Origin of the sequence: Paenarthrobacter sp. Y-19, assembly GCF_029223985.1 — a bacterium.
Classification (GTDB): domain Bacteria; phylum Actinomycetota; class Actinomycetes; order Actinomycetales; family Micrococcaceae; genus Arthrobacter; species Arthrobacter nicotinovorans.
Genome location: NZ_CP119414.1, coordinates 63,728 through 76,630, shown reverse-complemented (window position 1 = coordinate 76,630; position 12,903 = coordinate 63,728). Strand labels below are relative to the sequence as shown.

Below are 12,903 nucleotides of genomic sequence, written 5' to 3'. Positions count from 1 at the left end.
TGGGGCCGACCGTCGCTATCGGCTATTTGGTCCGCACCCGAACACCTACTCCACCGTCACCATCACCGACGGCCAGCCCGAGGCGCCGTCAGGTACAGGATCTGCGCGCTTTTCCGTTTGGACTTCTCCGGTACCGTCGGTGGCGCGGGCCTTCACGTAGTGGATGCCCGGTGTGGCGTCCCACTCATAAGACCACTGGCGCCAAGTAATGGTGGATGCCTCGTCGGAGAGGGTTGCTTCGACCCACTCGCCGTCGTCGATCTGCACTTCCACCTTCGTGATTCCCCGCGTCTGCGCCCATGCACTACCACCCACGGCGACCTTGCCTGCCGGGAACTTCGCAAAGGACTTGGGTACGTCCACACGTGCCATGGTCTTGATGGGGCCGCGCTCCGACCAGCCACGCTCAGTCCAGTACGCCTTACTGTCCGCGAAGCGGGTGACTTCCAGGTCCACCACCCATTTAGTGGCTGAAACGAACCCGTACAGCCCCGGAACCACCATCCGCACAGGGTATCCGTGCTCCACCGGAAGCGGCTCCCCGTTCATGCCGATCGCCAGCATGGCATCGCGGTCATCCTGGAGGACCTCGAGCGGGGTGGAAGCACTGAAGCCGTCGATGGATTTCGAAAGCACCATGTCCGCGCCTTCCTTGGGTTTGGCCCTGGCCAGGACCTCGCGGATGGGAAGACCCAGCCACTTGGCGTTGCCTGCCAGCTTTCCGCCCACAGGGTTGGACACGCAGGTCAGCGTTACATGCGATTCGATCAGTTCGGCATCGAGCAGGTCCTGGAAACTGAGGGTGACCTCTTCCTCGACCATTCCGTGCACCCGCAACTGCCAGTCATCAACGTTGATTTCCGGGACGCTCAGGGCGGTATCAATACGGTAGAACTCGCTGTTGGGTGTCAGCCATGGAAAGACTCCCTCAACCGGGGACTGGACGCCGGCCGGCACGGGAGGCGCGGCCTTGACCGGCGCGGGGAGCTTCAGCGCGTTCCGGGCCTCGGCTATGTTGTTGCGCGCGGCTCCGAGCAACCGCCCACCGGTTGCGGCGATGCCGGCAGCCACCGCGGTGATTCCGGCAGCGGCAAAGAAACGACGGCGGCTGGTCCCGGCGGTGCCAACGCCGGCACTGCCGTTGCGGACTTCGGCGTCGGCCGCCATGTCCGCAGGAGCTTCCGGCCACGCCTTCATCCCCCACAACGGCACCATGAGGCGCCGCAGGACCAGAAGCCCGGCGATGGTTCCCAGGATCGAGGGGATGGCGTCGGCGAAACCCACCCCTGCACGGGTCAGGACGCAGGCCACGATCACTGCGCCCATGAACAGCACGCCCAGGACGCCGAGGGCCCACTTACGGTAGGCCACCACACCCAGTACGCAGGCAAGCACGGCGATGGTTACGCCCATGCCCACGAACAGGGCGGCCTTGTCGTTGGTGCCGAACGTGGCGATCGCAAAGTCCTTCATCCAGGGCGGCGTGAAGTCGATGAAGGTGGATCCCAGTGCAAACACCGGGGTTGCCCTGGCAGTGAAGAATGCGCCGATCAGTTCCGCTACGGCGAGAACGACGCCGGCCGACACCACGCCTGCCAGCGCCGCCATGCTGTCGGTACCTCTGGTCCGGGATCCAAGCTTTTTCATGCAACTGATTCGTAGCGGCCCGGGGCTTGGATGGGTTGACGAATGTCGCGTCACCGGAAGGACGAGACAGCTACCACTTTGAACATCTGTTCATGATTTTCCTTGAACAGATGTTCAAAGTGAACTAACCTGCTTCGTATGACCCAAGCCACATTTTCTGATTCCGCATCCACTCTTTTCATCAACGGATCGTGGGAGCCGGCTGCATCCGGCGCGGTCCGCGACATTCACAACCCAGCCGACGGCGAGTTGGTCGCCACGGTATCCGAGGGCGGCCGCGAAGACGCCGAGCGCGCTATTGCCGCAGCCCGCGCGGCCTTCGACTCCGGAGTCTGGTCCTCCGTCCCGGCACCCGAGCGGGGCGCGTTCCTGCTCAAAGTCGCCGCGGAACTGCGCGAACGCCGCGAGAAGTTCGCCCGCGCAGAATCCCTGGACACCGGCAAGCGCATTATCGAGAGCCGGATCGACATGGACGACATCGCGGCCTGCTTCGAATACTTCGGCAGGCTCGCGGGCCAACAGCCGGGCCGCGTTGTGGACGCCGGAAACCCCGACGTCGTCAGCCGGATCGTCTACGAACCCGTAGGCGTCTGCGGCCTGATCACACCGTGGAACTACCCCCTGCTGCAAGCAGCCTGGAAGATCGCCCCGGCGCTGGCCGCCGGCTGCTCTTTCGTCCTCAAGCCCGCCGAGCTGACGCCGTCCACCGCCATTCTCACCATGCAGCTGCTGAAGGATCTTGGCCTGCCCGACGGCGTCGCGAACCTTCTCACCGGACCCGGCCGCAAGGTGGGCGCACCGCTGACGGAACATCCCGACGTCGACCTCGTTTCCTTCACCGGCGGCCTGGAAACCGGCAAGAGCATCGCCGCGGCCGCAGCCGCCACCGTCAAGAAGGTGGCGCTGGAACTCGGTGGCAAGAACCCCAACGTTGTCTTCGCCGACGCCGACTTCGATGCCGCCGTCGACAACGCCCTCAACGGAGCCTTCGTCCACTCCGGGCAGGTTTGCTCCGCAGGTGCCCGCCTGGTGGTGGAGGAGTCCATCGCAGAGCGTTTTGTCGACGAGCTTGTCCGCCGCGCCGAAACCATCCGCCTGGGCGGGCCGTTCGATGAGGACGCCGAAACCGGCCCCCTGATCTCCGCCGAACACCGCGACAAAGTCCACGAGTACGTCCAGCGCGGCATCGCGGAAGGCGCCCGGCTGCGGACCGGCGGCTCGGCGCCTGAAGGACAGAAGTACGACGCCGGGTTCTACTACCAGCCGACCATCCTGGACCGCGTCACCCGGGGAATGTCTGTGGTGGTCGACGAGGCGTTCGGCCCGGTAGTAACCGTGGAGACCTTCCGGACCGAGGACGAAGCCGTGGGCATCGCCAACGACACCATCTACGGACTGGCTGGAGCCGTCTGGACGCAGGACGCCGGCAAGGCACAGCGCGTGGCCGGCCGGTTGCGCCACGGCACCATCTGGATCAACGACTACCACCCCTACCTCCCCCAGGCGGAGTGGGGCGGCTTTGGCCAATCGGGAGTGGGCCGCGAGCTCGGCCCCACCGGCCTGGCTGAGTACCAGGAAGCCAAGCACATCTACCAGAACACCAGCCCCCAGGTGACCGGCTGGTTCGCTGACCACGGCAAGGAGAACTAGATGCACAGCGACAACATCGAAACCCTCGGCGAGCGCGCGTTCGACTATGTCGTCATCGGCGGCGGGTCCGCAGGGGCCGCGGTTGCTGCCCGGTTGAGCGAGGATCCGGACGTGACGGTGGCCCTCGTTGAAGCCGGTCCGGATGACCGCAACCTGCCCGAAATCCTGCAGCTGGACCGCTGGATGGAACTGCTGGAGTCGGGGTACGACTGGGACTACCCGGTGGAACCACAGGAGAACGGCAACTCCTTCATGCGTCACGCCCGCGCCAAGGTCATGGGCGGCTGCTCCAGTCACAACTCCTGCATAGCTTTCTGGGCTCCCCGCGAGGACCTGGACGAATGGGAATCCAAGTACGGGGCCACGGGATGGAACGCCGACGCCGCCTGGCCGCTGTACAAAAGGCTCGAAACGAACGAGGACGCCGGCCCGGACGCTCCCCACCACGGCGATTCCGGCCCGGTCCACTTGATGAATGTTCCCCCGGCAGACCCGGCCGGAGTGGCCCTGCTGGACGCCTGCGAGCAGACAGGGATCCCCCGGGCCAAGTTCAATACGGGCACCACTGTTGTGAACGGAGCCAATTTCTTCCAGATCAACCGCCGCTCGGACGGAACCCGTTCGTCCAGCTCGGTGTCCTACATCCACCCGATCATTGACCGCCCCAACTTCACGCTCCTCACGGGCCTCCGGGCCCGCCAACTGGTGTTCGACGCGGACAAGCGCTGCACCGGCGTCGACGTGGTTGATTCAGCCTTCGGCCGCACCCACCGCCTCTCGGCACATCGCGAGGTGATCCTCTCCACCGGCGCCATTGATTCCCCGAAGCTCCTCATGCTCTCCGGCATCGGCCCCGCTGACCACCTGGCGGCCCATGGCATCGAGGTGCTGGTGGATTCGCCCGGCGTGGGCGAGCACCTGCAGGACCACCCGGAAGGCGTCGTCCAGTTCGAAGCCAAGCAGCCGATGGTGCAGACCTCCACCCAATGGTGGGAAATCGGCATCTTCACCCCCACCGAGGAGGGCTTGGACCGTCCGGACCTGATGATGCACTACGGCTCGGTCCCCTTCGACATGAACACCCTGCGCTACGGCTACCCCACCACGGAGAACGGCTTCAGCCTCACCCCGAACGTCACCCATGCCCGTTCCCGCGGGACTGTGCGGCTCCGCAGCCGGGACTTCCGCGACAAGCCCATGGTGGATCCCCGGTACTTCACCGATCCGGAAGGCCACGACATGCGCGTCATGGTGGCCGGCATCCGCAAAGCCCGGGAAATCGCGGCCCAGCCGGCCATGGCCGAATGGGCCGGCCGGGAGCTCTCCCCCGGCATCGAAGCGCAGACCGACGAGGAACTGCAGGATTACATCCGCAAGACGCACAACACCGTCTACCATCCCGTCGGGACAGTCCGCATGGGCCCGGTGAGCGACGACAGGTCGCCCCTGGATCCCGAGCTGCGCGTCAAGGGCGTAACGGGCCTTCGCGTGGCCGACGCCTCCGTTATGCCCGAGCACGTCACGGTAAACCCCAACATCACCGTGATGATGATTGGCGAGCGGTGCGCAGACCTCATCCGCGCCGGCCGGTCGGGCGAAACGACGACGGCGGAGGCGGACTTCAGCTTGTCCCTTGCCTGAGCGGGCACGGGACATCATCCGAAACCAGCGGTGAAGCGGGCGCGCCTTCACCGGCGCTTCCGCGCACCCTCCAGGGGCGCGGTGGTGAACGGAAAGGCGCGCGCATTATTCTTGAACATTTGTTCATTCACAAGTCTTGAACGCATGTTCAAACTGAACTAACCTGCTTCTTATGACCCACGCCACACTTAAACGGAAGTGGCTTGGCGGACCGGCCCGGACATCGACCACCTCGAACGTCCCGGCCAGCCACGCAACATCAACGGGGGAAACAGCCTGAGGCACGCAGATGTGCCCGGCCTTTTGATTTCGACTGCGACCAATGGCGGCCGCAGGTCATCACCATTCGTGCATGTCTGAGTTAGGAGTTCGAATGTCAGAACCCAGCAAATTAGGACCCTGCAAGAGCGATGCAAGCGGTATGGACGAGTTTGGCTATGCCCAAACCCTGGACCGCAGCATCGGAAAGTTTGCCAGCTTCGCAGCCGGCGTCAGTTACATCTCCATCCTCACCGGCGTTTTCCAACTGTTCTACTTCGGCTTCTCCACGGCCGGTCCCGCGTACGCGTGGTCATGGCCCATCGTGTTCGTCGGCCAACTCATGGTTGCCCTCTGCTTTGCGGAATTGGCCGGACGCTACCCCGTGGCCGGCTCGGTCTACAACTGGGCCAAGCGGCTCTCAACAGGAACATGGGCGTGGCTGGCCGGATGGCTGCTGCTGCTCTCGTCCATCATGGCGCTGGGATCTGTTGCCCTGGCCCTTCAAATCACCTTGCCGCAGATCTGGAGCGGTTTCCAACTGGTCGGCGACGGTACCGGCCCGTACGACTTCGCCGTCAACGGGGTCATCCTTGCCAGCATCATGATCGGCATCTCCACGCTCATCAATGCGTTCGGCGTAAAGCTCATGACCATGATCAACAGCGTGGGCGTGTTCGTGGAACTGGTGGCGGCCGTCCTGCTCATCGTGGCCCTCATCTGGCACTCCGTGCGCGGACCGGAAGTTCTCCTGGACACCGCCGGGTTCGGCGAGGAACACCCCTTAGGCTTCTTCGGCGTGTTCCTCATCGCCGCAATGGCTTCCGGCTACGTCATGTACGGATTCGATACCGCCAGTTCACTCGGTGAAGAAACCAAGGACCCCAAGCGCACGGCCCCCAAAGCGATCCTGCGTGCCGTCACAGCATCCTTCCTGCTGGGCGGGCTGCTCCTCCTGGGCGGAATCCTGGCAGCCCCGGATCTTTCCGATCCCAAAATCGGAGCGGCCGATGGCGGCTTGCAGTACATCGTACTTTCGGTGCTGGGCGGCCCCTTCGGCAAGGCCTTCCTTGTCTGCATCGTCGTGGCCGTCGTCGTCTGCACCCTGGCCGTCCACGCAGCCGCCATCCGGATGATGTTCGCCATGGCGAGGGACAACAACCTTCCCTTCAGCCGCCAGCTCAGCAAAGTGCATCCCACCCGGAAAACCCCCACGGTGGCCGCCATCGTCATCGGCGTCGTGGCAGTGATCCCGCTGATCGTCAACATCTCGCAGCCTGCAATCTTCACCATTCTCTCCAGCATCAGCATCGTCCTGATCTACCTCTCCTACCTGCTGGTCACCGTGCCGATGCTGCGGCGCCGGTTCCTCAAAAAGTGGCCACTGAAGGACGACGGATCAGAACCCGGATTCAGCCTCGGCAAGTGGGGGCTGCCCGTGAACATCCTGGCAGTCCTGTGGGGCGGCGCGATGACGCTGAACCTGGTGTGGCCGCGACCGGAGATCTACAACTCAGTCCCGCCCTTCGAGTGGTACCTGCAATGGGGCGGTGTGATGTTCGTTGCCGCAGTGGTGGTGGGCGGAGCCCTCCTCTACCGCCTCCGCATCAGGCACAAGACAGGGGTCCTGGCCGAACACGCTGCCGTGCCGGCTGCCGCGCCGGAAGACCAGGCAGACCCGGCAAAGGCCGACCCCTCCCTCGCCGCGGCCCGCAATTCCTAGCAAGCACACCGCTGGCAATCACACCCCATAACAAGCACGACAAGGGCATCCCTTCGCTGGTTCCGCACCAGCGAAAGGGATGCCCTTTCCACTTTTAGACGAACGCCGATTTCCCCGTCACCGCGCGGGCCACGATCATCGAGTTGATCTCGTAGCTGCCCTCGTAGGTGTAGAGGATTTCGGCGTCACCGAACAGCTTTCCCATCTCGTAATCGGTGGTGATTCCGTTCCCGCCCAGGAGGGACCGGCCCATCGCCACCGATGAACGCGCCAGACGTGTGGTGGTGGCCTTGCACATGGCGGCCTGCACCATCTGGAGCTTTCCCGCCTGCTGGATCCGCGCCAGTTCAACCATCATGGACAGGGAAGCATTGGCGTTGCCCAGGATGTCGGCGAGCTGCTGTTGCACCAGCTGGAAGCGGGCGAGTTCCTTGCCGAACTGCTTCCGCTCCAAGGCGTAGGACCGCGCAATATCAAAAGCGGCCAACTGGATGCCCGCAGCCTGCCAGCCCACCCATGCACGGGAATCCCGCAGGAGATCGTTCGCGCGGGAGAACTCTGTTGCGCCCGGCAGGAGGTTCGACGCCGGGATCCGGACCTCCTCCAGGACAATATCGGCATTCTGCATGATGCGGAGGCCGATTTTGTTGGAGATTTTCGTCGCGGAGTAGCCGGGCCGGTCCGTTTCAACAATGAAGCCCTTGACGTGGCCGTCGGAAACATCACGCGCCCAGACCAAAGCGAAGTCGGCGATGGTGCCGGCCCCGATCCAGCGCTTGGCACCGCTGATGACCCATTCGCCGCCGTCGCGCCGCGCCGTCGTCGAGAGTCCGCCGGCGATATCCGAACCGTGGTCCGGTTCCGTCAACGCGAAGGCGCCCAGCTGGGTGAAAGCCTGCAGGCCGGGCAGCCACTTGCGCTTCTGCTCCGGTGAGCCGAGCTCGTTGATCATGCCGACGATGAGTTCATTGTGGATGCCCACCAACGCGGAAAGGGACACGTCGGCGCGTGCAACTTCGGTGTACATGAGCCCCTTGAACAGCTGCGAGGAGCCGTCCGTTTGCAGCCCGCCCAGCCCGAACCCCGCCATCTCCGCGAGCAGTCCGAAGGGAAATTCTTCCCGGTTCCAGTAGTCGATACTGGCTGCACGGATGTGTGACTGTAGGAACTCCCTGATCTGCACGTACCGCTCCCGTTCCCCGTCGGGGAGCAGGTCGACCACGTGCATGAGGTCCGCCTCCGGGTAAGGAGGGAGGACGCGTTCTGAAGCTGGACCGCTGGTAACGGTGCCGGCAGCTTTTTGCTCGAGCATTAGACCCCTTCGTCATGTCCCGGAAGGCTCTTCCAAACCCTTGGATGTCCTAGTATATTGCAAGGTGATGTGGATCACTAGGCGGGATGCCGGGCAAGGGTGCCCTGGCAATCCCACAGCGAAAGGCGGACTATGACAGTCACAGAAGACTTCCGTGCGGCCCGCGACCGGCTGCTGGCATTGCGCGAGGACTACGCGACCGCGCACGCAGAATTCCAGTGGCCCCGCTTCGATGAGTTCAATTTCGCCTTGGATTGGTTCGACCAACTCGCAGCGGACGGGGAACGGGGCAACAAGCCCGCGCTCATCATCGTGGAGCAGGACGGCAGCTCCACGCGGCGCACGTTCAAGGAACTGTCGGACAGGTCGTCACAGCTCGCCACTTGGCTCCGTGGCCAGGGGGTACGGCGCGGCGACCACATGATCATCATGCTCGGCAACCAGGTGGAGCTCTGGGAACTCATGCTGGCGGGCATCAAGCTGGGCATCGTCATGATCCCCACCACCACGCTCATGGGAGCCAGGGATCTCCAGGACCGTGTCGAGCGGGGCGGCGCAGCCTGGGTGGCGGTCGGCAGTGCCAACATCGGCAAGTTCGCCGACGTCGAGGGCAACTACCAACTCATTGAGGTTGGCGCGGAGCGCACCAACCCGGACGCCAAACAGTACGCGGATTCGTACGACGCCGGCACGGACTTCACGCCCGACGCCCCCACCCGCGCCGACGAAACCCTTCTGCTGTACTTCACCTCCGGCACCACGTCCCGCGCCAAGCTGGTGGAGCACACCCACACTTCCTACCCCGTGGGCCACCTGTCCACCATGTACTGGATCGGCCTGGAACCGGGCGACGTGCACCTGAACGTCGCTTCCCCGGGCTGGGCAAAGCACGCCTGGTCCAACGTCTTCACACCATGGATCGCCGAGGCCACGGTCTTCATCTACAACTACGAACGCTTCGACGCAGCAGCCCTCATGGAACAGATGGGCCGGGAGGGCGTCACCAGTTTCTGCGCCCCGCCCACCGTGTGGCGCATGCTCATCCAGGCCGACCTCACCCAGCTGGCCACCCCGCCACGGAAGGTAGTCTCGGCAGGCGAACCGCTCAACGCGGAGGTCATCGGCCAGGTGGAGCAAGCCTGGGGCGTCACCATCCGCGACGGCTTCGGCCAAACCGAATCGACAGTCCAGATCGCCAACACCCCCGCCCAGCCGGTCAAGATCGGCTCCATGGGCCGGCCGCTGCCCGGGTACGACGTCGTCCTTGTCGACCCGGTCACCGGAGAGGAAGCCGACGACGGCGAACTTTGCCTGCGCTTGGACCCCAGGCCCGTGGGGCTGATGAAAGGCTACTTCGGCGATGCAGCCAAGACGGCCGATGCCTTCCGCAACGGTTATTACCACACTGGCGATATGGCCAGCCGGGACGCCGACGGGGTGATCACCTACGTCGGCCGGGATGACGACGTCTTCAAGTCCTCCGACTACCGGTTGTCCCCCTTCGAGCTCGAAAGCGTCCTGATCGAGCATCCCGCAGTGGCGGAGGCCGCCGTCGTGCCTTCGCCTGATGCCGTGAAATTGTCGGTGCCGAAAGCTTTTGTGGTGCTGGCCGCGGGCTACGAGCCCGGCCCTGCCGTGGCGGAGGACATCCTTAAATACTGCAGGGAACAACTTGCACCCTTCAAGCGGATCAGGCGCCTAGAGTTCGGCGAATTGCCCAAAACGATTTCAGGCAAGATCCGGCGGGTGGAGCTCCGGGGAACGGAAGTTGCCCGGCATGGAGACGGTCCGCTTCCCACAGGTTTAGGGGTGGAATACACCGAAGAAGAGTTCCCGAATCTGAAAGACTAAGCACCCGAGCAACCAAGGAGGCCCATGGGCACCCCACTCCCCCGCGATCCCATCGCCGATGCCCAGCGCAACTGGGAACGGCATGGTTGGGGCGACGTCGCCGCGCCCATGGCAGCCATCACCGCGATCATGCGCACGCAACAGATCCTGCTCGCGCGGATCGAAACCGTTCTCAAACCGTTCGGGCTGACGTTCGCAAGGTACGAGCTCCTGGCGCTGCTGAGTTTCGCCCGCAGCGGCGCGCTGCCCATGAACAAAGCCAGTGCGCTCCTGCAAGTGCACCCCACCTCGGTGACCAACGCCGTCGACCGCTTGGAAAAGGCCGCCCTGGTGGCGCGTTCACCGCACCCCACTGACGGCCGCACCACGCTCATTGAGCTGACTGCAGAGGGCCGCACCCTCGCAAAAAAGGCGACGGCGGCTCTCAACTCGGAGGTGTTTGGCAAGTCGGGTTTCGGGGACGACGACGTCGACCACCTCATCCGCGTACTCGGCGCCTTCCGCAGGGATGCCGGAGACTTCACGGAAGAATAACGCCCACATCAACGCCGAGGGCAATGAGGGCCCTACGTTCTGGAGGGTCGGTATCCAGGTAGTGGCGGGGCCTTTGACCGGTAGCTGTGTCCTGTGGGGGTACTGATTTCGAGCGTATGCACGCCTCCGTGGATGGCACTGGCGGACCAGCCGGGGTTTTCCTTGGTGTGATTGCAGGCTTCGCACAGTCCTGCGCCGTTGGCGAGGTTGGTCTCGCCTCCGGAACGCCAAGGCACAATGTGGTCGATATGCCGGATGGGTGCATCGCAGTACGGTGTCCGGCAGGTATCGTCGCGGGTTCCGATGAATCGCCGAAGTCGACCAGTAAAGAGCCGCGCTTTGGAATCGGTGGCAAGCAGCTCTCCCGTGGCCGGCGCGGTGTATAGCCGGCGAAGCCAGACAGTGAGCTCGTTGGCATGGTTCTGATCAGGTTGATCCTGCTCAACTTGGCCCTCGGCGACCATTGATCTGGCCCACTCGGCAGAGACGATTCCGTAGCCGTTGAGGCGTGCTGGTTCGCTATCGCCCTGAAAAAGGGTCCGGTCGGTCATGACGAGGTCCAGATTGATCCCGGAGATTCCGCCCGGGGTACCAGTGACGCGCTCAACCAGAGTATCGGCCATGAGCTGGCCGCGTGTCGGGACGACCCCGGCAGATACGGCATCCCCACCAGCCAGTTCACTGTGGCAGCGGGCCGAATCAGCAGCCCTGGTCAGGGCTGCGTAGACCGCCACTCCTTGGGCGACGGGAAGCAGCGCGGTCAGGTACGTCATGGTGTCCGGCGCAGGACGCAGGCTCACGGTTCGTTCGGCCGCGGCACGGCTGGCACGCCCGACCACCGACCTCGGATCCCGTCGATACGCCGCCGCCTTCGCAGCTGCAATGATCGCCCGGTCGCCCTTGCCCGCAAAGGTCCCGGTATCGGGCGCGAGTTCCTCATCCACTGCGCACCGATCCTCAACAGACAGACACGCAGTCTCCTTCACCAGCAGTGTGGCCCGCCACTCATTCAGCTGCCCGGACTGCAGCGCTGCCAAAGTCCGCGGCATCTCCATAACGAGGGCTTTCGCCAAACCAAGCAGCCGGGAACCACGGTTCGGTGACTCCCGCCGGGCCAACGCAACCTGGGCACCTACTCCTTGGCCACGCTTCGATGCGGGGACGTTGGCCTCGGCTTGTTCGGCGCGCTGGGCAAGGTCAAAGGCCACAGCAACCCGCGCCTGCAATCCGCAGATGGCTGACTTCATCTCCTCCAGGACACGCAACTGCTCGATCAAGTCCGCGCTGACGGTGCTGGCCGGAAGTACGCCGACACCGGGCGGAAGCAAGCCCGGTTGACCAGCATCCGGCGCGGAGCGACCACGCCCAAGCGCCACTGCTGCGCCCGGTCCACTCTCCCCAATCAGCCCCATGTCCCGACTCTGGCAGCAGGCACCGACAATATAACGAAGGAAGTCGCAGGGGCCTTGGACCTCCATAGCGGAGGGGGCAGAGCCCCGCTGCTAAGCTCCGAGGGCCGACAACTCAGGAGGAAACAGCGTGAGCTTTGCCAATGAACTCAGGAACCAGCACGCCGAGGACTGGGACGCCGCCGTCAACCATCCGTTCGTGGACCAGTTGTTGGACGGTTCCCTCCCCGATGAAAACCTGCGCCACTACCTCGTGCAGGACTATCAGTTCTGTGATGCCTTCACAGCCCTGCTGGGCCAAGCGGTGGCCTCAGCGCCGTCGTTGCCCTCCCGGTTGGTCTTCGCCGGTGTACTGGGAGCCTTTGCCTCCGATGAGAACACCTACTTCCAGGATTGCTTTGCCGAGCTCGACGTTCCCGAGGCAGATCGCGCGGCACCCGCACTCCACAGGGTGACCCGCGACTTCGATGCCCTCATGCGCAGCGCCCTCGGCACTCGCTCCTACCCCGAGGTCCTGGCGGTCCTTCTGGTGGCAGAGTGGCTGTACGGCGATTGGGCAGCCCGCGCCGGCGACCCCGCTCAGTGGCCCACCTCGGCAAAGCACGCCGAGTGGATCCGTCTCCACAACAACCCGGAGTACAACGCATGGGTGACCTGGCTAAGCGACGAGTTCGACGCCGTCGAGCCTAAAGACGCCGCAGCCCGGGGGCGCGTGGCAACCACCTTCGCCGAAGCCGTGCGGCTGGAGCGCGCGTTCTTTGACGCGGCGCTGGTCCCGGCGGAGGTCCGGGGGATGGAACGTGAGCCGGGCCCCGCTGCATTGCGGAAGTAAACGCGGAGAACAGCCGCTGCGTGTCGGCCGGCCCGGTTTGAGCGAA

Annotated in this window: 9 protein-coding genes; 6 read left to right on the top strand and 3 right to left on the bottom strand. The window is 64.3% G+C overall.

The genetic code is table 11. From position 1 onward, the window contains the following. Window positions 1-45: 45 nt before the first annotated feature. Window positions 46-1,647 carry a molybdopterin-dependent oxidoreductase gene (locus PYR64_RS00400; protein WP_026267410.1) on the bottom strand — a complete coding sequence of 534 codons (1,602 nt, stop codon included), beginning with the start codon at window positions 1,645-1,647 and terminating at the stop codon, window positions 46-48. Between the two features lie 138 nt (window positions 1,648-1,785). Between PYR64_RS00400 and PYR64_RS00395 the strand changes: the two genes are divergently transcribed. The 3 genes from PYR64_RS00395 to PYR64_RS00385 all read left to right on the top strand — a co-directional run bounded on the left by PYR64_RS00395 (window position 1,786) and on the right by PYR64_RS00385 (window position 6,919). Further along, a complete protein-coding gene (locus PYR64_RS00395; protein WP_275777671.1) occupies window positions 1,786-3,297 on the top strand; it encodes an aldehyde dehydrogenase family protein in 1,512 nt (503 codons plus the stop codon). Beyond that, a complete protein-coding gene (locus PYR64_RS00390; protein ID WP_275777668.1) occupies window positions 3,298-4,938 on the top strand; it encodes a GMC oxidoreductase in 1,641 nt (546 codons plus the stop codon). A 373-nt stretch (window positions 4,939-5,311) separates the two neighbouring features. Beyond that, window positions 5,312-6,919 carry an APC family permease gene (locus PYR64_RS00385; protein WP_052247096.1) on the top strand — a complete coding sequence of 536 codons (1,608 nt, stop codon included), beginning with the start codon at window positions 5,312-5,314 and terminating at the stop codon, window positions 6,917-6,919. A 94-nt stretch (window positions 6,920-7,013) separates the two neighbouring features. Here the strand turns inward: PYR64_RS00385 and PYR64_RS00380 are convergent, their stop codons facing one another. Next, window positions 7,014-8,231, bottom strand: a complete 1,218-nt coding sequence (locus PYR64_RS00380; RefSeq protein ID WP_018779476.1) for an acyl-CoA dehydrogenase family protein — start codon at window positions 8,229-8,231, stop codon at window positions 7,014-7,016. 132 nt (window positions 8,232-8,363) lie between these two features. Between PYR64_RS00380 and PYR64_RS00375 the strand changes: the two genes are divergently transcribed. Together PYR64_RS00375 and PYR64_RS00370 are read left to right on the top strand one after the other, a co-directional pair. After that, window positions 8,364-10,082 (top strand): AMP-binding protein, encoded by a 1,719-nt coding sequence (locus tag PYR64_RS00375; RefSeq protein WP_275777663.1) that lies wholly within the window; start codon window positions 8,364-8,366, stop codon window positions 10,080-10,082. A gap of 24 nt (window positions 10,083-10,106) precedes the next feature. Then, window positions 10,107-10,616, top strand: a complete 510-nt coding sequence (locus tag PYR64_RS00370; RefSeq protein WP_018779478.1) for a MarR family transcriptional regulator — start codon at window positions 10,107-10,109, stop codon at window positions 10,614-10,616. Window positions 10,617-10,648: 32 nt separating this feature from the next. Here the strand turns inward: PYR64_RS00370 and PYR64_RS00365 are convergent, their stop codons facing one another. Continuing rightward, on the bottom strand, window positions 10,649-12,028 hold the full coding sequence (locus PYR64_RS00365) for a DUF222 domain-containing protein (protein ID WP_275777661.1): 1,380 nt from the start codon (window positions 12,026-12,028) through the stop codon (window positions 10,649-10,651). A 127-nt stretch (window positions 12,029-12,155) separates the two neighbouring features. Here PYR64_RS00365 and PYR64_RS00360 point away from each other — a divergent pair, with 127 nt between their 5' ends. Further along, window positions 12,156-12,857 (top strand): TenA family protein, encoded by a 702-nt coding sequence (locus PYR64_RS00360; protein WP_275777659.1) that lies wholly within the window; start codon window positions 12,156-12,158, stop codon window positions 12,855-12,857. Window positions 12,858-12,903: the final 46 nt, after the last annotated feature.

Excerpts from the sequence above, each read along its gene's own strand:
- PYR64_RS00400 (WP_026267410.1), bottom strand. The coding sequence starts at position 1,647 with ATGAAAAAGCTTGGATCCCGGACCAGAGGTACCGACAGCATGGCGGCG.
- PYR64_RS00395 (WP_275777671.1), top strand. The coding sequence starts at position 1,786 with ATGACCCAAGCCACATTTTCTGATTCCGCATCCACTCTTTTCATCAAC.
- PYR64_RS00390 (WP_275777668.1), top strand. The coding sequence starts at position 3,298 with ATGCACAGCGACAACATCGAAACCCTCGGCGAGCGCGCGTTCGACTAT.
- PYR64_RS00385 (WP_052247096.1), top strand. The coding sequence starts at position 5,312 with ATGTCAGAACCCAGCAAATTAGGACCCTGCAAGAGCGATGCAAGCGGT.
- PYR64_RS00380 (WP_018779476.1), bottom strand. The coding sequence starts at position 8,231 with ATGCTCGAGCAAAAAGCTGCCGGCACCGTTACCAGCGGTCCAGCTTCA.
- PYR64_RS00375 (WP_275777663.1), top strand. The coding sequence starts at position 8,364 with ATGACAGTCACAGAAGACTTCCGTGCGGCCCGCGACCGGCTGCTGGCA.
- PYR64_RS00370 (WP_018779478.1), top strand. The coding sequence starts at position 10,107 with ATGGGCACCCCACTCCCCCGCGATCCCATCGCCGATGCCCAGCGCAAC.
- PYR64_RS00365 (WP_275777661.1), bottom strand. The coding sequence starts at position 12,028 with ATGGGGCTGATTGGGGAGAGTGGACCGGGCGCAGCAGTGGCGCTTGGG.